Annotated in this window: 16 protein-coding genes; 6 read left to right on the top strand and 10 right to left on the bottom strand. The window is 73.0% G+C overall.

Annotated elements, in window-relative coordinates; translation table 11 throughout:
- The first annotated feature begins 73 nt into the window (after positions 1–73).
- The 3 genes from GA0070614_RS22790 (at position 74) to GA0070614_RS22780 (ending at position 3,021) form a co-directional block, all read left to right on the top strand.
- Positions 74–1,786: an alkaline phosphatase D family protein gene (locus tag GA0070614_RS22790; RefSeq protein WP_088977877.1), complete on the top strand. Its 1,713-nt coding sequence runs from the start codon at positions 74–76 to the stop codon at positions 1,784–1,786.
- Between the two features lie 24 nt (positions 1,787–1,810).
- Positions 1,811–2,251 (top strand): MarR family winged helix-turn-helix transcriptional regulator, encoded by a 441-nt coding sequence (locus GA0070614_RS22785; RefSeq protein ID WP_231933360.1) that lies wholly within the window; start codon positions 1,811–1,813, stop codon positions 2,249–2,251.
- A gap of 239 nt (positions 2,252–2,490) precedes the next feature.
- On the top strand, positions 2,491–3,021 hold the full coding sequence (locus tag GA0070614_RS22780; RefSeq protein ID WP_088977876.1) for a DinB family protein: 531 nt from the start codon (positions 2,491–2,493) through the stop codon (positions 3,019–3,021).
- Positions 3,022–3,040: 19 nt separating this feature from the next.
- Here GA0070614_RS22780 and GA0070614_RS22775 read toward each other — a convergent pair whose 3' ends face one another.
- Positions 3,041–4,015: an ArsR/SmtB family transcription factor gene (locus tag GA0070614_RS22775; RefSeq protein WP_088977875.1), complete on the bottom strand. Its 975-nt coding sequence runs from the start codon at positions 4,013–4,015 to the stop codon at positions 3,041–3,043.
- 77 nt (positions 4,016–4,092) lie between these two features.
- Here GA0070614_RS22775 and GA0070614_RS22770 point away from each other — a divergent pair, with 77 nt between their 5' ends.
- A complete protein-coding gene (locus tag GA0070614_RS22770) occupies positions 4,093–5,037 on the top strand; it encodes an SMP-30/gluconolactonase/LRE family protein (protein ID WP_088979595.1) in 945 nt (314 codons plus the stop codon).
- Between the two features lie 125 nt (positions 5,038–5,162).
- On the opposite strand, the gene GA0070614_RS22765 is transcribed toward GA0070614_RS22770, so the two are convergent.
- The 3 genes from GA0070614_RS22765 to GA0070614_RS22755 all read right to left on the bottom strand — a co-directional run bounded on the left by GA0070614_RS22765 (position 5,163) and on the right by GA0070614_RS22755 (position 9,845).
- Positions 5,163–5,783, bottom strand: coding sequence for an HAD family hydrolase (locus tag GA0070614_RS22765; protein ID WP_088977874.1), 621 nt, complete (start codon positions 5,781–5,783; stop codon positions 5,163–5,165).
- Positions 5,783–9,382, bottom strand: coding sequence for a chromosome segregation protein SMC (gene smc / locus GA0070614_RS22760; RefSeq protein ID WP_088977873.1), 3,600 nt, complete (start codon positions 9,380–9,382; stop codon positions 5,783–5,785). The genes GA0070614_RS22765 and smc overlap by 1 nt, the downstream gene beginning before the upstream one ends.
- 268 nt (positions 9,383–9,650) lie before the next feature.
- On the bottom strand, positions 9,651–9,845 hold the full coding sequence (locus tag GA0070614_RS22755; RefSeq protein WP_088977872.1) for a hypothetical protein: 195 nt from the start codon (positions 9,843–9,845) through the stop codon (positions 9,651–9,653).
- Positions 9,846–10,219: 374 nt separating this feature from the next.
- Between GA0070614_RS22755 and GA0070614_RS22750 the strand changes: the two genes are divergently transcribed.
- Both GA0070614_RS22750 and GA0070614_RS22745 read left to right on the top strand, forming a co-directional pair.
- Positions 10,220–11,371, top strand: a complete 1,152-nt coding sequence (locus GA0070614_RS22750; protein ID WP_088977871.1) for a CAP domain-containing protein — start codon at positions 10,220–10,222, stop codon at positions 11,369–11,371.
- A gap of 147 nt (positions 11,372–11,518) precedes the next feature.
- A complete protein-coding gene (locus GA0070614_RS22745) occupies positions 11,519–12,382 on the top strand; it encodes an endo alpha-1,4 polygalactosaminidase (protein ID WP_088977870.1) in 864 nt (287 codons plus the stop codon).
- Positions 12,383–12,561: 179 nt separating this feature from the next.
- On the opposite strand, the gene GA0070614_RS22740 is transcribed toward GA0070614_RS22745, so the two are convergent.
- The 6 genes from GA0070614_RS22740 to rpmF form a co-directional block, all read right to left on the bottom strand.
- On the bottom strand, positions 12,562–14,970 hold the full coding sequence (locus tag GA0070614_RS22740; RefSeq protein ID WP_088977869.1) for a protein kinase domain-containing protein: 2,409 nt from the start codon (positions 14,968–14,970) through the stop codon (positions 12,562–12,564).
- Between the two features lie 30 nt (positions 14,971–15,000).
- Positions 15,001–17,220, bottom strand: a complete 2,220-nt coding sequence (locus tag GA0070614_RS22735; RefSeq protein ID WP_088977868.1) for an MMPL family transporter — start codon at positions 17,218–17,220, stop codon at positions 15,001–15,003.
- 217 nt (positions 17,221–17,437) lie between these two features.
- Complete coding sequence (mutM, locus tag GA0070614_RS22730; protein ID WP_088977867.1) at positions 17,438–18,295, bottom strand: bifunctional DNA-formamidopyrimidine glycosylase/DNA-(apurinic or apyrimidinic site) lyase; 858 nt, start codon at positions 18,293–18,295, stop codon at positions 17,438–17,440.
- Complete coding sequence (gene rnc, locus GA0070614_RS22725) at positions 18,288–19,070, bottom strand: ribonuclease III (protein ID WP_088977866.1); 783 nt, start codon at positions 19,068–19,070, stop codon at positions 18,288–18,290. Before rnc ends, mutM begins: the two co-directional genes overlap by 8 nt.
- Positions 19,067–20,044 carry a phosphate acyltransferase PlsX gene (locus tag GA0070614_RS22720; protein ID WP_088977865.1) on the bottom strand — a complete coding sequence of 326 codons (978 nt, stop codon included), beginning with the start codon at positions 20,042–20,044 and terminating at the stop codon, positions 19,067–19,069. The genes rnc and GA0070614_RS22720 overlap by 4 nt, the downstream gene beginning before the upstream one ends.
- 116 nt (positions 20,045–20,160) lie before the next feature.
- Positions 20,161–20,334 (bottom strand): 50S ribosomal protein L32, encoded by a 174-nt coding sequence (gene rpmF, locus GA0070614_RS22715; protein ID WP_088963525.1) that lies wholly within the window; start codon positions 20,332–20,334, stop codon positions 20,161–20,163.
- Positions 20,335–20,336: the final 2 nt, after the last annotated feature.

Raw genomic sequence — 20,336 nt, 5'->3', positions numbered from 1 at the left:
CGGCCACAGCCAGCAGTGGTGGGACCGCCGGCGGGGTAGTAATGATGAAGTCCGCTCACCTCGGAGGTCCGCCATGCCCGCCGCACGCCTGCTCGTTGGACCTCTGCTGAGGCGGGTCGTCGGCACCCGGGCCACCGTCTGGGTGGAGACCAGCGCGCCCGCCGTGGTCACCGTCCGCACGGCCGGCGGGGCCCACGGCACCGCGCCGACCTTCTCCGCGTACGACCACCACTACGCCCTCGTGGTGGTGCAGGGGCTCGCCCCGGACAGCGTCGACCGGTACGAGGTGCTGGTGGACGACGAGGTCGCCTGGCCGGTGCCGACGAGCGGCTTCCCGCCCAGCGTGATCCGGACCAGGGCGACCGACGACCGGGACCAGCCGGTACGACTGATCTTCGGCTCGTGCCGGGAGACCACCCAGCACGCCACCGCCCGGCGGCTGCCGCCGGACGCACTCGACGCGTACGCCCGCCGGGCGATGGCCGAGGAGGACCCGGCCGGCCTGCCGGACCTGCTGGTGCTCCTCGGCGACCAGGTCTACGCGGACGAGACCTCCCCCACGGTGCGCCGGCTGCTCAAGCGGCGTCGACGGCGGCCGAAGGACGCCCCGGCGACCCAGGTGGTCAGCTTCGACGAGTACACCAAGCTCTACCTGGAGTCCTGGCGGGACCCGGAGATCCGCTGGCTGCTCTCCACCGTGCCGAGCGTGATGATCTTCGACGACCACGAGGTCATCGACGACTGGAACACCTCGGCGCCCTGGCGCGACGACATGCGCGCCCAGCCCTGGTGGGCCGAGCGGATCCGCAGCGGGCTGGCCTCCTACTGGGTGTACCAGCACCTGGGCAACCTGTCCCCGGAGGAGATCGCCGAGGACCCGGTCTACGCCAAGGTGATGGCCGCCGAGGACGCCACCGACGTGCTGCGCGAGTTCGGCGAGCGGGTCGACCGGGAGGCCGACGAGGCGCACGACACCGAGCGCTGGCGGGCCGTGCAGTACCAGTGGAGCTACGCCCTGGACCTGGGGCGGACCCGCCTGGTGATGCTCGACAACCGGTGCAGCCGGGTGCTCCAGCCGGGCAACCGGGCGATGCTGCCGCCGGGCGAGTGGTCCTGGTTCCTCGACCGGGCGCACGGCGTCTACGACCACCTGGTGGTCGGTGCGTCGCTGCCCTGGCTGCTGCCGCCGGGCATCCACCACGTGGAGGCCTGGAACGAGCGCCTGGCCGACTCGCGCCGGCCCTGGGTGGCGAAGGTCTCCGAGCAGCTGCGCCGGGGGCTGGACCTGGAGCACTGGGCGGCGTTCCGCCGCTCCTTCGACGGGCTCGGCGCGCTCTTCGCCCGGCTGGGCAGCGGCACGGCCTCGACCTCCGGCGACCGGATCGGGGCGGGTGCGGCGTACCCGGCCCCGGCGTCGATCAGCGTGCTCTCCGGCGACGTGCACCACTCGTACGTGGCCCGGGCCCGGTTCGAGGACCCGGCGGTGCGTACCCCCGTGCACCAGCTCACCTGCTCCCCCATCCACAACCAGGTGCCGGCGGGGATGCGCCCGCTGATGCGGCTGGGCTGGAACCCGGGGCCGGCCGCCGCCGCCCGGGCCCTGGCCCGCTCCGCCGGGGTACGCCGTCCGAGCGTGCGGTGGAAGAAGCTGGCCGGCCCGTACTTCGGCAACGCGGTGGCGACGCTGACGCACACCGGGCGGGAGTCCGAGGTGCTGATCGAGGGCACGACCAGTGACGGCCACCTGCGCGAGGTGGCGCGGCAGCGGTTGACTCCGGCGGGCTGATCCCCGCCCCGTACGCTCGGTGACGTGGACGAGGAGCACCTGCCGGAGGCCCTGCGCGCGGTCGAGGACGAGCTTGCCGCGCTGCTGCGGCGCGGGCGCGCCCTCTCCTGGGAGATCGCCCGGGAGGTCCACCCGAACCTGGAGCCCAACGCGTACGGGCTGCTGCTCTGGTTGCGCCGCTCCGGCTCGATCCGGCTCACCGAGCTGGCCACCCGGCTCGGCATCGGCAAGGGCACGTTGAGCCGGCAGATCCACGGCCTGGAAGGGCTGGGGCTGGTCCGCCGCGACCCGGACCCGGACGACCGCCGCGCCGCCCAGCTCAGCCTCACCGAGGAGGGCACCCGCCGCTTCGACGCGGCCCGGGCCGCCCGCCTGGGGCAGATCCGCCGCACCATGCAGAGCTGGCCGCGGCGGGACGTGGAGGAGTTCGCCCGACTCCTGCACCGCTTCAACGACACCTTCTGACCCGGCCCCGGCCCCGGCCCCGCCCGACGCCGCTGCCCGGTACAGGGGCCCGAAGCATCGGGTTGGGCACGATCATGCAGAACCTCGTGCTCGCCGTGCGGAACAGCGTCGGCGCGCACGAGCCGGGCGCGGCCGGCTCGGTGGTCGCCTTCTTCCGCAGCCTCCTTCCGCAGCCTCGGCGGCGCGGTCGCCGATTAACCCGTCGCGGGCTGTCGGGATAGCCGGGGAGGATGGGCGGCATGACCTGGAGAGCACCGGAGATCACCCGGACCACCGAACCGTACGTCGCCGACGAGCGCACCATGCTGGAGGGCTGGCTCGACTACCACCGCGACACCCTGCTGACCAAGTGCGCGGGGCTGACCGCCGAACAGTTGAGGACACCCAGCGTCAAGCCGTCCGGGCTGACCCTGCTCGGCCTGGTCCGGCACATGGCGGACGTGGAGCGCAGCTGGTTCCGGGTCCGGGCGGCGGGGCAGGACCTCGGCGGCATCTACTGGAGCGAGGACAACCCGGACGGCGAGTTCGACGACGTCGCCGACGCCGACGCGGAGGCCGACTTCGCCACCTTCGCCGCCGAGGTCGAGGCGGCCCGCAAGGCCGTCGCCGGCGTCTCGCTGGAGCACACCTTCCCGCGCCGGCGGCGCGACGGCGGCACCGACGACATCAGCGTCCGCTGGGTGTACGTGCACATGATCGAGGAGTACGCCCGGCACAACGGCCACGCCGACCTCATCCGGGAGCGCATCGACGGCGTCACCGGCGAGTAGGCGCGCTCCGGGCGGCCCGTCACCGCCCACTCCCGGCCCGCAGCAGGTCTCCGCCGAGCGGGGTCAGGGTGTGCAGCACCGACGGGCCGGCCCGGTGGGTGTCGATCAGCCCGGCGTGCCGCAGCGTCGCGGCGTGCTGGCTCGCCGAGGCGACCGAGATGCCGAGCCGGCGGGCGAGCTCGGAGGTGCTCGGCCCGTCGGCGACCGCGCCCAGCACCGCGGCCCTGGTCCGTCCGAGCAGGTCGGCCAGCGGCTGGCCGGTGGTCAGCTCCCGCCGGGTGGGGCGGATCGGATAGGCCAGCACCATCGGGCCGGCCGGGTCGTCCCGCACGGCGGGCTGCGGCACGAGGTACGACGGCACCAGCGTGACGCCCCGCCCGGCCGGCGACAGCACGACGTCCGCGCCGAAGGCGCACTCGTACGACAGCTCGTACCGCTGGCCCGCCGAGGCGAAGTGCAGGTGCGGGCTGAGTTCCCGCAGCACCCGGTCGATCCCGGCGTCCACCATGGCCCGACCGCGCACCGCCCGGTCGGCGTGCACCGCCGCGACGATCTCGGTCCAGTACGGGGCCACCGCGACCGCGTGGAAGGCCACCATCGCGTCCCGCAGCCGCCGTCGCGCCGCCGGGTCTGCGGCGGCGAGCGGAGCAACGCGCGGCGGCAGATGACCGGCCTCGACCGCCGGGCGCAGCTCGGCGGCGAGGACCTCCGCCGGGGTGGCGTCCACCTCCGCCAACGCGCCCTCCAGGTCACTGCCGAGGCGCGGCGGGGTGAGGAAGTCGGGGAACCAGTCCGGCCGGCGGCACAGGTCCAGGTAGGGGCGCATCACCGGACGCAGCGCGGCCCGGCAGCGGGCCCGCCAGGCGGCCAGGTGCTCGGGCACGGTGGGCCGCAGGAGGCGTTGGCCCGCCGCGCCCAACTCCAGCAGCACCGCCGGCGCGGAGCGCAGCACGATGCGGCCGAGGTCCGTCGCGGTCAGGCGCAGGGTCACCACCGCACCGACGGTAGCCACCATTCGGGTACGCCTGAAAGGGGGTGGGCCCGGCCGGCCCGGCGGCCGACCCTCGGCTCATGAGGAGAACACTCGCCGCGACCACCACGGCACTCGCGTTGCTGGCCGTACCCGGGCCGGTGCTCGCCGCCGACGCGCGTCCCGACACCTACCTGGTCTCCCGGGACCCCGTCGTACGGCCCGAGGGGATCGCCGTCACCCCCGACGGCACCGTCTACGTCACCAGCGTCACCACCGGAGCGGTCTACCGGGGCCGCACCGGGCAGCCCGAGCTGCGGCCGTTCCTGCCGCCCGGCGGGGACGGCCGCAGCAGCGCCGCCGGGGTGCACGCCGACCACCGGGGTCGGCTCTTCGTGGCCGGCTGGGACACCGGGACGCTCTTCGTGCACGCCCCCGACGGCCGGTTGCTGGCCCGGCGGACGGCGCCCGGCGCCGCCCTGAACGACCTGGCCCTCACCCGGGACGCCGTCTACGTCACCGACTCGGCCACCGGCACCCTGTGGCGCGCCCCGCTGGACGGCGTGGCGGTGGGCGGACTCGTGCCGTGGCTGGCGGCCACCGACTTCCCGACCGCCCCGGGATTCCTCAACGGGATCGTCGTGACCGCCTGCGGCCGGCTCGCGCTCGTGGCCGACCAGGGCACCGGGGAGCCGGGCACCGAACGCCTCTGGCGGGTGGACCTGGCCGCCCGGACCGTCACCGAGGTCGCGGTGACCGGCGGGCAGCTGGGCGCCGACGGCCTGCTGCTGGAGGAGGACCGGCTCTACGGGGTGGTGAACGCCCCGGACGGTCGGGGCGGCTGGCGGTTCACCGTGGACCTGGCGCTGCTCGCCGCCGACCGGCGGAGCGCCCGGGTGATCGGCCGGTCCGACCCGGCCGGGCTCGCCGAGTCACCGACCACACTGGCCCGTGACGGCGACCGGCTCCTCTGGGTCAACAGCCAGCTCAACGCCGCCGCCCCGGCCCCGCCCTTCACCGTCACCCGGGTCACCGGCCTGCGCTGACGGTAGGCAGCGGCCCTGTCGACGGTGGTCGGCGGCCGAGGACCGTGGCGGGCCGGTCAGCCGTCACTCCGCCGCACCGGCCGGTTGCGGCCCTGTCCGGGCGTCCGGGCAGGGCCGCACCGGCCTCAGTACGCCAGGGCCTTGCGCAGGTAGCGCAGGTCGTCCGGGCCGGACCAGCGCAGCGCCGACAGGCCGGCCACCCGCGCGCCCCGGATCGCCCAGTCCTCGTCGTCGACGAAGAGCACCCGTGACGCCGGGGTCTCCAGCGCCGCACAGGCCGCCTGGAAGTACTCCTTGGCCGGCTTGTTCACCCCGACGACCGAGGAGTTGACCACCACGTCCAACTCGCCGACCAGCCCCAGCGCGGCCAGGTCGGCGTCGAGCAGGTCGGTGCCGTTGGTGCCCAGCCCGACCCGTACGCCGGCCGCCCGCACCTCACGGACGAAGCCGAGCACGTCCGGGTCGACCTCGCCCCGGTAGCGCTGCCACTGCTCGACCGCGGCACGGGCCCGCTCCGGGCTGCCCACCGACTCGGTCAGCGCGTCCGCGACGCTGGACATCCACTCGGCGTGGCTGACCCGGCCGGTCAACACCGGCTGGAGCCGCCCCCACTGCATGGCGATCTCGCCGAGGACGCCCTCGGAGAGCCCGTACTCCCGCTCGACGCCGGCGGCGACCGCCGGGTCCCAGCGGCGCAGCACGCCGTCGAAGTCCACCAGGAGCGCCGTCGCGCGTTCCCGAGCCACTAGTCGTTCTCCTGCCGTTCGTCCTCGTCGGCCCGGTTGAGCCGTTGACTGATCACCTGGGTGACCCCGCTGCGCATGGTCACCCCGTACAGCGCGTCGGCGATCTCCATCGTCCGCTTCTGGTGCGTGATGACGATCAGCTGACTCTTCTCCCGCAACTGTGCCAGCAGCGTGATCAACCGGCCCAGGTTGACGTCGTCCAGCGCCGCCTCGACCTCGTCCATGATGTAGAACGGGCTGGGCCGGGCGCGGAAGATCGCCACCAGCATCGCCACCGCGGTCAGCGAGCGCTCCCCGCCGGAGAGCAGCGACAGCCGCTTGATCTTCTTGCCCGGGGGCCGCGCCTCGACCTCGACCCCGGTGGTGAGCAGGTCCTCCGGGTCGGTGAGGATCAGCCGGCCCTCGCCGCCGGGGAAGAGCACGGTGAAGACCTGCTCGAACTCCCGGGCGGTGTCTTCGAACGCGCTGGCGAACACCTCCAGGATCCGGTCGTCGACGTCCTTGACCACGGTGAGCAGGTCACGGCGGGTGGCCTTGAGGTCCTCCAGCTGCTCGGAGAGGAACTTGAAGCGCTCCTCCAGCGCGGCGAACTCCTCCAGCGCGAGCGGGTTGACCTTGCCGAGCAGGGCCAGCTCCCGTTCCGCCTTGGCGGCGCGCTTCTCCTGCACCGGGCGCTCGTAGCGGACCGGCTCGGGCACCGGCAGGCCGTCGCGTTCGGCCGCCGCGACGTCCGCCTGGGTGGGCGGGACGGGCTGGTTCGGGCCGTACTCGGCGACCAGGGTCTCCACGTCCAGTCCGAAGTCCTCGGCGGCCTTGGCCTCCAACTGCTCGATGCGCAGCCGCTGTTCGGCGCGGGCCACCTCGTCCCGGTGCACCTGGCTGGTGAGCCGCTCCAGCTCCGCGCCGAGTCGCTTCGCCGCGCCGCGTACCTCGGACAGCTCGGCCTCGCGGGCGGCGCGTTCACGCGCCACGGCGTCGCGGTGCTCCTCGGCCGCGGCGATGGACCCGGTGAGCCGGGTGAGCGCCTCGCGGGCCCCGCCGACCACCGCCCGGGCGATCGTCGCGCCCCGGGCCCGCGCGGCCCGCCGGGCGGCGGCCCGCTCCCGGGCGGCGCGCTCGGCGGTCGCCTGCCGCGCCAGCGAGTCGGCCCGGCCGGCGATGGAGGCCACCCGCTCCTCGGCGGTACGCACCGCGAGCCGGACCTCCATCTCGTTCTGCCGGGCCCGGGGCACCATCGCGGCGAGTTGGTCGCGTTCCTCGGTGGAGGGCTCGGCGTCGATCGGGGTGGCCTCGGCCAGCCGCAGCCGCTCCTCCAGCTCCGCCAGGGCGGTCAGGTCCCGTTCCCGGGCCGCCTCGGCGCGGGCCCGGGACTCGCCGAGCCGGTCGGTCTCCGCCTTCGCCGAGCGGGCGGCGGCGCCCAGCTCGGCCAGCCGGCGGGCGGCGGCGTTGCGGTGGCTCTCCGCCTCCCGCTTGGCGGCGGCGGCGTGCTGCACCGCCTCCTTGGCCGTGGCCACCTCGGCCCGCGCGTCGACGAGCTGGTCGCGCAGCTCGGCGCTGGTCCGCTCGGCGGCGAGCCGGTTGGCGCGGGCCTCCTCGACGGCGGCCTGCACCTCGATGTAGCTGGGCGCCTTCGCCGACCCGCCGGCCGCCGCGTACGCCCCGACCACGTCGCCGTCGGGGGTGACCGCGCGCAGCTCCGGGTTGGCGGCGACCAGCTCGGCCGCGGCGGCGAGGTCGTCGACGAGCGCCACGTCACGCAGCGCGCGGTGCACCGCCGGGCGGATCTCGGCGGCGCACTCGACCAGATCCGGGGCCCAGCGGGCGTGCTCGGGCAGCTTCGGGCGCAGCGCGTCCGCGCTGCCGTCCATGCCGGGGCCGGCGGGGCTGCCGACCAACAGCCCGGCCCGGCCGGCGTCGGAGATCTTCAGCAGCCGCATCGCCTCGACGGCCTCGTCCACCCCGCTGACCGCGACCGCGTCGGCGAGCCCGCCGAGCGCGGCGGCGAGCGCCGCCTCGTGGCCGGGGGCGACGGTGAGCAGCCCGGCGAGGCTGCCGAGCAGGCCGGGCACCTCGCCGGCGCGGGCGAGCAGCGCACCCGCGCCGTCCTTGCGGCGCAGGCCGAGGGCGAGCGCCTCCTCGCGGGCCTTCCAGGTGGCGGCGTCCTTCTCGGCGGCCCGCTCGGCGTCGCTGAGGGACCGGACGGCCGCCTGCGCCTTCTCGTGGACGGCGACCGCCTCGGCGTGCCGCTCGTCGAGTTCGGCGTTGTCCCGGTCCGCCTCGGTGGACTGGGCGGCCACCGCGTCCAGGTCGGCCTGCGCCTTCTCGGCCCGGGCCAGCGCGTCGGTGTGCGCGGCGGCGAGCCGGTCGATCTCCTCGCCCGCGCTGGTGGTGCGGGCCCGCGCCGAGTTGACCTGCCCGGTGAGCCGGGCCAGCCCCTCGCGCCGGTCGGCGATGGCCTTGGCGGCGGCGACCAGCTCCCGCTCGGCGGCGGCGAGCTGCCGTTCCAGCTCCTGCCGCTGCTCGACCGCCTCGGCGAGGCGGACCTGGTCCTCGGTGAGCGCGGCGCGCAGCTCCTCCTCCTGCTCGCGGACCCGCTGCGACTCGGCCTCCAGCTGGTCCGGGTCGCGGCCGGTGCGCTCGTCGTCGCCGGTGGCGCTGAGGTGGCGCAGCCGCTCCCGGGCGAGCTGCTCGATGGAGCGGAACCGCTCCTGCAGGGCGGAGAGCTTGTACCAGGTGTCCTGGGCGGCGGCCAGCAACGGCGCGTCCTCGGCGAGGGCCGCCTCCAGCTCGGCCAGCCGGCCCTGCACCTCGGTGTGTTCCGCCTCGACCTGCTCGCGGCGCTCCCGCAGCGCGGTCTCGTCGGCGATCTCCTTGTCCAGGGTGGTGCGCAGGGTGTGCAGGTCGTCGGCGAGCAGCCGCAGCCGGGCGTCGCGCAGGTTGGCCTGGATGGCGGCGGCGCGCCGGGCCACCTCGGCCTGCCGGCCCAGCGGCTTGAGCTGGCGGCGTAGCTCGGCGGTGAGGTCGGTGAGCCGGTTGAGGTTGGTCTGCATCGCGTCGAGCTTCCGCAGCGCCTTCTCCTTGCGCTTGCGGTGCTTGAGGACGCCGGCCGCCTCCTCGATGAACGCCCGCCGGTCCTCCGGCTTGGCGTGCAGCATGCCGTCCAGGCGGCCCTGGCCGACGATGATGTGCATCTCCCGGCCGATGCCGGAGTCCGACAGCAGCTCCTGGATGTCGAGCAGCCGGCAGGAGTCGCCGTTGATCTCGTACTCGCTCTCGCCGGAGCGGAACATCCGGCGGGTGATGGAGACCTCGGTGTACTCGATCGGCAGCGCGCCGTCGGTGTTGTCGATGGTGAGGGTGACCTCCGCGCGGCCCAACGGCGCGCGGCCGGCGGTGCCGGCGAAGATGACGTCCTCCATCTTGCCGCCGCGCAGCGCCTTGGCGCCCTGCTCGCCCAGCACCCAGGCGATGGCGTCGACGACGTTGGACTTGCCGGAGCCGTTCGGGCCCACCACGCAGGTGATCCCCGGCTCCAGCTTGAGGGTCGTCGCGGAGGCGAAGGACTTGAACCCCTTCACCGTCAGGCTCTTGAGATGCACCTTCTCGATCCTCGTCCGGTGGCCGCCGCAGGCGTCGCGGGCTGCGCGGACCTGGTGAACCCGCAGACTAACCCCTCGGTGACGGCCGGTCGGCACGCGACCCGCCCCGGGGCACGGCGGGCGTCGGTGAATGGCGACGTGACGCATCCGACAAGATCGCAGGAATGCGGTGGCGAAATTGTGGGGGACAGAGCTGCGCGCCGGCACTTTGCGTGTCGGCGCGCGTTGTTTCGGTGGTGCTATTCAGTTGTGCGGGATCCCGATGCGGTCAGGTCAGCGCGGGCTCGGCGAGCCGGAGGAGGTCGTCAGCCTCCGCGGCGGCCGCGGCGAGCCGATCGTTCTCGGCGCGCAGACGCGTGATCTCGAACTCCAGTGCCTGAACCGTGGCACGCAGTCGGGTGACCTCGTCGAGCAGGCGCCGGTCGGGCGCTGCACCTACGTGGCCGAAGAGGGCCTTCGCCATGCTGAACTCCTTGATATGCGCTGCCGGAAAGGCCGGCCAACGCGCGCCCATGAACTGTCCGCGACTGCTATCCCGGCGAAATCCGGGCATGGCTGGGCGCGACTGGCGACACCTATATATTGAGCCGACAACCCCTCCTTCGTCAAGTTCCCGCAGGCCGTAGATCATCTCCACGTCTACCCTGTCCACTCGTCGGGGGGCCGCCAAGGCTCGGACACGCTCTGTCCGGACTCCTTGACTGTACGCCCGGAAATGTGCGTACGGTCACTACGTGAGCCACTCTCCCTTAACTCTTCCTTAGCCAGGTTGCCGCAGTTCGCGGCGCGTCCGTAGCGTCACCCCGGCCCGCAACCGACCCCGTGGAGGCGACAGGCGTGTACGGCTGGACCGACCCCAACGAAGCGGACGGCGCTCCCCGGCGACCGGCGCCGCCCGCCGACGAGCAGCCGAGCTGGCTGACCGACCGCCCGGAGCCACGCTCGGCGTACCTCTTCGGGGACGCCCCGGACGAGCCCGGTGACGACTGGGCGCAGGCCCCCACCGGGGTCTGGCACGCCGACCGGCCGTACGACGAGCCCACCGCCGCCCTCCCGCCGGTCGACGCGCCGACCGGACCGGTCGTGGCCCCCTTCGAGCGGACCGCCGACCGGTATCCCCGGGACCTCCCCGGCCCCGTGGTGGCCCCGTTCGAGCGGGCCGCCGCCCGCAGTCCGCACACCGCCCCCGCCGGGAGCCCGGCGGGCGAGCCGTCGGCCGAGGGACAGGGGCGGCACCGGCAGCGCGGCCGCCTCCCCCGCCCGCTGCTGATCGGCGGCGCCGCCGCGGCGGCCACGCTGGTGGTGAGCCTCGGCGTGGGCGCGCTGGTCCTGCCCGGCGAGGAGACCGAGCGGGCGTCCTTCGACGACTCGGTGGCCGCCGCCCCGGTGGTCCCCGACGTCACCGGCGCGCCCGCCGACGCGCCGGCCGCCACCGGCAGCCCCTCCCCCAGCGCCACGCCGACCACCGCCGGCCCGAAGCCGTCGCCGACGAAGACGGTCCGGCCGACGCCCGCGCCGACGCGGACCACGGCGGCGTCCCGGCAGGGCACCGCGCGCAACGGCAGCGCCTCGACCGGCGGCGGCACGAACTCGCTGAGCCCCGGCGTCGGCAGCCAGGCGCAGCAGGTCGTCGACCTGGTCAACGCCGAGCGGGCCAAGGCCGGCTGCGGGAAGCTGGGCATCGACGACAAGCTGATGACCGCCGCCCAGCGGCACAGCCAGGACCAGGCCGACCACCAGAACATGTCGCACACCGGCAGCGACGGCAGCGACGCCGGCGACCGGCTCGACCGGGTCGGCTACGCCTGGCGCACCTACGGCGAGAACGTCGCCTGGAACCAGAAGACCCCGGCCGCGGTCATGGACGCCTGGATGAACAGCCCCGGGCACCGGGCGAACATCCTCAACTGCGCCTTCACCGAGATCGGTGTCGGTGTGGCGAGCAGCAACGGCCCGTACTGGACCCAGGTCTTCGCCGCGCCCCGCTGAGCCGTCCACCGACGCGCCCCCGTCCGCGACGCCCACCGCGTCGTCGGCCGGGGGCGCGTCGTTTGACCGGGTGCGGCACGCCGCGCGAGGTGGCCCGGCGTACCGGCGCGGGGCGGCGCGGCCCGCCCGAGGACCCGGGAGCGGCGCATGCGGATCCGACGGCCAGCGCGGCGCGGCACACCCGCCCGGCGGTCGTGGCGGCGCACCGCCCGCCGGGCACTGTCGGCCGCCGTGGCGCTGGTCCTGCTCACCCCGGTGTACGCCTGCCGCGCCGTGCCCACACCGCCGGGCGCGCCGACGCAGTGGCCGGCCGGGTACGCCCACCGGTGGCAGTGGCAGTGGCAGCTCACCGGCCCGGTCGACACCACGGTGCAGGCCGACGTCTTCCTGCTCGACCCGGTCCGGACCACCTCCGCCGAGACGGCCGAGCTGCGCCGACGGGACCGGCGGCTGGTGTGCCAGGTGCACGTGGGGTCGTACGCCGAGGACGACCCGGACGCCACCCGCTTCCCGGCGGCGGTCCGCGGCGCCCCGACCGACCGGCCACGCCGCCGTTGGCTGGACGTGCGCCGCTGGGACGTGCTGCGTCCGGTGCTGGCCGACCGGCTCCGGCTCTGCCGGGGCAAGGGGTTCGGCGCGGTCGCGCTGACCGACGCCGACGGGTACGCCCACCGCTCCGGGTTCCGGCTGCACTTCGACGACCAGCTCCGGTTCAACCGGCGCGTCGCGGCGCTGGCCCGGTCCCTGGAGCTCTCCCCCGGGCTGGTCGACGACCTGGACCAGGTCGCCGCGCTGGCGCCCGACTTCGACTTCGCGGTGAACGAGGAGTGCGTACGGCTGCGCCGGTGCGCCAAGCTGCTGCCCTTCGCCGAGGCGGGCAAGCCGGTCTTCCACGTGGAGTACACCGGGAGCACCGCCACGTTCTGCGTCACCACGGTCGGCTACGGCTTCGCCTCCATCCGCAAGCAACGCGACCTGGGCCCCTGGCGCGACCCCTGCCCCCTCCCCTGACCTTCCGTTACATCCCCCACAGCAACTCCGCACGTGCAAGGCGGAGAGAGGTACGCCGATCAGACGATGGTGGTCGTGACCAGGGCGAGAGAGCCGGCTTCGTACTGGTGTGTCCGCACCTGCCCAGCTTCAGCCGCCCTTCCATGCCTCCCCGCATGACCCTTCATATACAGCAGTAGTCAGATGCTGAGCGCAGCAACCGACTCGCTGATAATGTCCGCAGCGGCCCGAACTCCCTCCACATCAAGCTGCCGAGGCACGATTTCGACGAAGACCTCGTAAGTGCCGTGCCGGCCGGGGTGGCGCGTCGCCAACGACGAGTACCGCTTCAACGCCTCGTCTAGTCGCTTGTTGAGCGTTCTCCGCATCTGCTCGTTTGGCACTCCTTCCAGCCCAATTCTGCCCTGCGGCAGGAAGTGAGCGTTCAGATGCTGCCGGTACTGCCTCTTTCTGTGCCTCTCCTGCCACTCAAGCGTCACCTGCCAGGTACCGGCGGCAGTGATGTACGAGGAAGTGGAACCCGGCACCACGGAACGCCCGGTCAGCATCGCAATCAACTCAGCCACGAAGCCATCCTGATCGAACATTTTCGTTGGCGAGGTGTGCAGCAGCGAAGCCTCGATGGCACGCAGGCGGCTGAGCACGGTAATGAAGTTCTGCAGGCGGACCGGTTGATCCCACTCGGTCGCCTCTCGATAGAGGCTACACAAGGCAAGCACGCTCTCGTTGTCGAGCCCTTTGCGCATAGCCGTTTCTTCTAGCGTCTGCCGGTTGACGTCCAGTCGAACAGGATCCGGATCGCGGCCGGTAAAGCAGTAGTACATCAACTGACCGAAGGAGAAGACGTCCAAAGCGGGTGTCTTCGTCAACGCAGCCTTCGGGTCAAAGGCAAAGAATTGTTCCGGGGCCGCGTAATAGACGACACCCATAGCGGTCTTGGTCGCGCGTTGCGTATGCGTGTTGAACCAGGCCAGGTCAAAATCAGTCAGATACGGCAATACAGAGCCGTCCTCCTGGTATTCACAAACAATATTCTCGGGCTTTATGTCACGATGGATCACATCATTCTGATGCGCATGCTGAATAGTTTCGCCTATGCCGATCAATAGCCGGATCAGCGCATAAGGCTCCATGAAGGCATGCGGTTCGAGAGACCGGAGATTCGGGCCGTCGATGAAATCCATGACGAATCCGGTGGGACACCGGCTGTAGCGCTGCACGGCCACTACTTGGGGGTGACGAAGCATTTTCATTGCGTCGTAGCCGTTCTCAAAGCGCCGCGTCTTCTCGCTGTCATACATCTCGTGCGGATGGTAGAGCTTGAGCGCGACGCGCTTACCCGTCTCCCGGTTGACCACCTTCCAGACGGCCCCGAACCCCCCCTCGCCAATGCGCTCCTCCAACTCACCTTCGGCGATTACCGTCCCCTTCTCGACGTAGCCGAGTTCGGTCCGGTACCGCAGCAGCGTCTCCGCCGACTTCTTGAAGTCCGGCCGAGTGAGCAGCCCGGGCACCGTGCGGCGCTTGGTGAACCACTTGTCGATCAACTCGAGTCGGCGACTGCACGCCTCGTGCCCTTCAGTTCGCCACGATCGCGTGTCGAACCGGGACTTGTAGCCGTTGTAGTCCTCGATCAGGGCAGCGGCTTCCAGTTCAATCTGCCGCAGCTCCTCCTCTTGGGGAGGCGGCGGGAGCGCGGGATCCAGGTTCGACGCCAGAACTAGGCGGCCGGCGAGATGCCCAGCGAAGATCGGTTTTTGCCGGTCGCTGATCTGTCCATTCGCCGCCATGTTCCTGGACACAACGTCGTACAGGCTGTTCGCGGTCAGGTTGCCCTCATGGTCGACGGCCTCACCCAGCAGGGCCTGCAGGAGGTGATATGTGAAGATGCCGTGACCCAGGTTGCGCTCCTCCCAGGCCAGTTGCTCACTGGTGCATGCTGCGATTACCGCCACAGAGTTGGCACTGAGCCTAAAGGCCGCCTGCACGTCTGCACCAGCCAACAGACGGGCCTGGTAGGGCAGGTCGCCGAACTGGCCGGCCGCTCCAGAGTGGCAACAGTCCAACACGATCAGGGTTTGCGCATCTGCCGACCCCAGCATCTCCGCCAACTTACGCAGCTCGACACCCTCGTCAAAGTCACTATTGTCATGGGTGACGAGGAAGGTGCCGATTTCTGTGGCGGCACCATGCCCAGAGAAATAGAAGAGAGCAGTCGTGGCACCAGAATTCCGGGCCTCGATCAGTTGGCGGACGATCGCCGCCTTTGTGACCTGCTCATTCTTCAGGGTGCACACCTGGAAACCATACTCGGGCATCTCAAGGATCGCCGCAAGCTCCTCCACATCATGGACGCTGCAATCCAGTGGGTCCCACCGCCCCACATATCCATCTATTCCCGCCAGTATGGCAACTTTGTCAGGCAAGGCATCCCCCGGTCCCCTATACGCAGGGTGGAACCTTACTACCGCAGGAAGACAATGAAAACCGAGCCAGCATGCAAACGCTGTCAGATCTTGTACAACGCACCGGGGACACTCATCCCGGAACGATCTAAATCGGAAATTGGCCTCAGGGTTGGAACACATAGTCCCGCCCCTGAGGCCCAGGCATCCGGGTCAGCGGGCGCCGACCAGCTCCGGGGTGGGGGTGGGCGGGTCGGCCGGCGGGGCGGCCTCCCGGGTCCGCAGGAAGCGCGGGGCCCACCAGTTGGCGTCGCCGAGCAGCGTCATCAGCGACGGCAGCACCACCGCCCGGATGATCGTCGCGTCCAGCAGGATCGCCGCCGCCAGCCCGATGCCGAGCTGCTTCATGTCGATCGTGCTCAGCGTGGCGAAGATGGCGAAGACCCCGACCATCACCACCGCGGCGCTGGTCACCACGCCCGCCGACGAGGTGATCCCGTACGCCACCGCGTCCCGGTTGGACATGCCGGCCCGGATCCCCTCCCGGATCCGGCTGACCACGAAGACGTGGTAGTCCATGGAGAGGCCGAAGAGCACCACGAAGAGGAAGAGCGGCAGCCAGGAGACGATCGCCCCCATCGAGGTGAAGCCGAGCAGCCCCTCGGCCCACTCACCCTGGAAGACCAGCACCAGCAGGCCGTACGCGGCGCCGGCGGAGAGCAGGTTGAGCACGATCGAGGTGAGCGCCACCACCACCGAGCGGAACGTCCAGGTCATCACCAGGAAGGTCAGCGCCAGCACGAAGGCCATCACCAGCGGCAGCTTCTCCTGGATGTGCTGCGCGTAGTCCTCGCTCGCGGCGACCCCGCCGCCGACGGCGTACTCCACCCCGGGGATGCCGCGCATCGTCGCCGGCAGCAGGTCGTCGCGCAACGTGTGCAGCGAACGTGCCGCCTCGTCGTCCCGGCTGGCGTACGGGGTGGCGACCTCCAGCGTCGACACCCGCCGGTCGGCCGACACCTCGATCTTCGGGCCGTCCCCCTCGGCCGGCGCGAAGAGCGGGTCGGCGGCGGCGCGCCCGGCCAGGTCGGTCAGCGCCGCCCGTACCCGGTCGGCCTGCGCGGCGGGCGCCTGCACGGCCACCAGGTGACTGGTGCCGGTGCTCGGGAAGGCGGCGGTCAGCCGGTCGTACGCCTGCATGGCCGGCGTGGTCCGGGGCAGGTCCTCCATGCCGGGGAACTTCAGCTTCATGCCCAGCGCCGGCGCGGCCAGGGCGAGCAGCAGCCCGACCGAGACGACCAGGGTGGCCAGCGGCGCGCGCAGCGCGGGGCGCAGCACGGCCGGCCAGAACCGCGGCTTCGCCGGCTGCCCGTGCCGCCCGGTACGCGCCGCGGTGAGCCGCCAGAGCAGCGGCACCCGGGGCCGGTCGACCCAGCGGCCCAGCTTCGCCAACAGCGCCGGCAGCACGGTCAGCGAGCCGGTGACCGCGACCGCGACCACCAGGATCGAGCCGACCGCCAGCGAGGAGAAGACCGCGTCGTTGGCGAGCAGCAGCCCGGCCATCGAGATGATCACCGCGAAGCCGGAGACCACCACCGCGTGCCCGGAGGTCTCCGCGGCGATCTCGACGGCGTCCAGCCCGGACCGGCCCTTGGCGCGTTCCTCCCGCTCCCGGCGGACGTAGAACAGCGAGTAGTCGACGCCGACGGCCATGCCGATCAGCAGGATCACGCTGGACGTGGTGTCGGTCGCCGGCACCAGGTGCGAGGCGAGCGTGGAGAGCCCCATCGCGGCGGCCACCGAGGAGAGCGCCAGCAGCACCGGCACCCCGGCGGCGATCAGCGCGCCGAAGGCGACGATCAGGATGGCCAGGGTGACCGGCAGGCTCAGCAGCTCGGCCCGCTTGAAGTCCTTGCCGAGGGTGTCGTCCAGGGCCTTGCCGATCGACGGCCCACCGACCTGCTCGACCCGCAGCTGCGGGTACGAGCCCTGGATGCCCGCCGTCGCGTCGCGCAGCGGCTGCACCCGGTCGGAGGCGTCGTCCGGGTCGCCGGCCATGGTCACCGGCACCAGCAGCGCGTTGCCGTCGCGGGACGACACCGGCGCCCCCACCGATGCCACTCCGGTCACCTGGCGCATCCGCTCGGTCGCCTCGGCCGCCGCCTCCTTCGCCGCCGCCTGGTCCAGCGTCCCGGCGCGGGGCGTGATGAGGATGTTCTCGACCGCGGGGTCGTCGAAGTTCCCCTCGGTGACGATGATGTCCGCCCGGCCGGACTCCCCGATCGCCATGTCGGCGTCGGTGGCCTCCTTCAGCCCGGCGGCGCTGCCCCCGACGAAGCACACCGCCACGAACACCACCCAGAGCGCGATCGCACGCCACGGGTGCTCGGCGCTCCACCGCGCCAGCCGCACCGTCACCGGTCTTCTGCCCATCTGTCGCGTTCCCCCTGTCGCACACGTCGGCGGTCTGCCGACCGTGCTGACGCTAGGGAAACGGGGACCCGCCGACATCGGGGATCGGCCCCGGCTCGTCCCGGACGTCACCCGGCACGCGCTGCGGGACGCCCGGACGGACCGGACGGGCAAATGGGACCGGTGTCGGGGACGCGCCGGGAACGGCACACCGGCGCAACCCCGAGCCGGCTCGGGGTCACCCCCTCAGGGCACCCCGGGGACGCGGCTGGCAGCGCGGGCAGCTGTACGACGACCGGTTCATGAACGCCTCCCGCCGGATCGGCGCGCCGCACCGCCGGCAGGGCTCGCCCTCCCGGCCGTACACGTTGAGCGACCGGTCGAAGTAGCCGCTCTCGCCGTTGACGTTGACGTACAGGTCGTCGAAGCTGGTGCCGCCCTGTGCGATCGCCTCGCCGAGCACGTCACGGACGTGTCCGAGCAGCCGGGTGGCGGCCGGGGCGGTCAGCGCGTCGGTCGGCCGCGCGCCGTGCAGCTTCGCCCGCCACAGCGCCTCGTCGGCGTAGATGTTGCCCACTCCGGAGATCAGCGTCTGGTCGAGCAGCGCCCGCTTCACCTCGGTGCGCCGGCGGCGCAGGGCGGCCACGAAGCCGACGTCGGAGAACTCGCCGTCCATCGGGTCGCGGGCGATGTGCGCGATCTCCGCCGGCAGTTCGGCGCCGCCCTCGCTGACCGACAGCCCGCCGAACGTGCGCTGGTCGACGAAGCGCAGCTCGGGACCGTCGTCGGCGAACCGGAACCGGACCCGCAGGTGCAGCTCGTCGGCGGCCTCCACCGGCTGCAGCAGCAACTGGCCGGACATGCCCAGGTGGCCGATCATCGCGTCGCCGCTGTCCAGCGGCAGCCAGAGGTACTTGCCGCGGCGCCGCACGTCGGTGACCGTACGGTCGGCCAGCACGGCGGCGAAGTGCGCCGCGCCGGGGACGTGCCGGCGTACGGCGCGGGGGTGGCGCACCTGGACCGAGGCGATCCGCCGGCCGGTGACCCACTGGGCCAGGCCCTGCCGGACCGTCTCGACCTCGGGCAGTTCAGGCACGGCCCAGACCCGCCTCGGCGGTGGGCGCGGACTCCTCGGCGGCCAGGGCGGCCTGTTCCCGCTCGGCCTGGGCGGTCAGCTCCCGCCAGGCCGCCTCGGCGGCCCGCTGCTCCGCCTCCTTCTTGCTGCGCCCCTCGGCCCCGCCGTAGCGGTTGCCGGCCACCACCACCCAGGCGGTGAAGGTCTTCAGGTGGTCCGGCCCGGTGCCCTCGATCCGGTACTCGGGCACGCCCAGCCCCAGCGCGGCGGTCAGCTCCTGGAGGCTGGTCTTCCAGTCCAGGGCGGCCCCGCGGCCGGCGGACTCGGCCATCACCGGGTCGAAGAGGCGGTGGATGACCAGGGCGGCGGTGTCGAGGCCGTACTGGAGGTAGATCGCGCCGAGCAGCGCCTCCAGCGTGTCGGCGAGGATGCTGGCCTTGTCCCGGCCGCCGGTGGCCTCCTCGCCCTTGCCGAGCAGCAGGTACGCGCCGAGCCCGTCCGGCCCCAGGCCGCGGGCCACGTCGGCCAGGGCACGCATGTTGACCACGCTGGCCCGCAGCTTGGCGAGCTGCCCCTCGGGCAGGTCCGGGTGGTTGCGGAAGAGCGCGGTGGTGATCACCACGCCGAGCACCGAGTCGCCGAGGAACTCCAGCCGCTCGTTGGTGGGCAGGCCGCCGTTCTCGTACGCGTAGGAGCGGTGGGTCAGGGCCCGCTCCAGCAGCTCGGGATCGAGCGTCACGCCGAACGCCGCCTCCAGGTGACCGACGTGGGCACGTCGGCGCTTGTCGTTCGTCATGGGCTTACCTCGGTGTCGATGCTGTCACTGGGCGAGGAGTGCGCGGGGGCGCCGGCGAGCAGCGCGCGGACCCGGTCGGTGGCGCGGCGTCGCCACAGGTGCGCGGCGAGGGCGATGCCGGAGGCGACGTCGGCGGGTTCGGCGGCGCCGTGGCAGACCACCACCGTCCCGGCGACACCGAGCAGGGCCGCCGCGCGGGGCGCGCCGCCGATCTCGGGCGGGCCGCCGGCCATCGCGTACGCGCCCTCGATGGCCTTGAGCAGCACGTTACCGGTGAAGCCGTCGGTGACCACCACATCGGCGCGCGCGCCGATCGAGAGGTCGTACCCCTCGACCAGGCCGACGTAGCGCGCGCCGCACGGCAGCGTCGCGGCGGCGAGCAGGGGGTCGGCGGCCTTGCGGGGGCGGTCGCCCTTGCCCGCCTCGGTGCCGACGGAGAGCAGCCCCACCCGGGGGGCGGCGACGGCGTGCGCCACGGCGGCGTAGGCGGCGCCGAGCAGGGCGTGCCGGGCCAGCGTGGCGGGACGGGGTTCCAGGGAGCCGCCGACGTCGAGCAGGACCACCGGGCCGGAGACGGCCGGGAGGGTGGCCACCAGGGCCGGGTGGCGCACGTCGTCCCACCGGCCGAAGCCGAGGGCGGCGGCGGAGACGGTGGCGCCGGTCGAGCCGGCGGAGACGAGGGCGTCGGCGGTGCCGTCGCGGACGGCGGCGACGGCCGCCCGGACGGTGCTGTCGGCGCGCGGCGCGTGGTGGGCCGGACCGGCGGCGGCGTGCACCGGGCGGACGGTGATCCGGGCGCGCTGCACCGGGGTGAGGGCGTCGGTCACCGCGGCCGCGACCTCGGTCGGGCCGACGAGCAGCAGGTGCAGGTCCGGATCGGCGCGGACAGCCCGCAGAGCGCCGTCAACCACGACGGCGGGGGCGTCGTCCCCGCCGAGGAGGTCAACGGCGATCCGCGCGGTGCCCGGCTCCACCGTGACACCGGCCGGAGCGGGCCGGTCGATGTCGGAGGGAGCCGGGGCACCGGGCGATCGCCAGGGTGCGCGCGCCACCCGACCCGTGGTCGGGGGCGTCACTCGGCGTCCAGGTCTCAGACCTCGAGGACCTGGCGGCCGTTGTACGTGCCGCAGACGGAGCACGCGGCGTGCGGCAGCTTGGCGGACTTGCACTGCGGGCAGGCCACGGTTGCGACCACGGCCGCCTTCCAGTTCGCCCGGCGGGACCGGGTGTTGCTGCGCGACATCTTGCGCTTGGGGACGGCCACGG

The sequence above is a fragment of the Micromonospora coxensis genome (assembly GCF_900090295.1).
GTDB lineage: Bacteria > Actinomycetota > Actinomycetes > Mycobacteriales > Micromonosporaceae > Micromonospora > Micromonospora coxensis.
The sequence above is the reverse complement of the archived record's forward strand: the minus strand, read 5'-3'. Positions and strand labels throughout refer to the sequence as shown.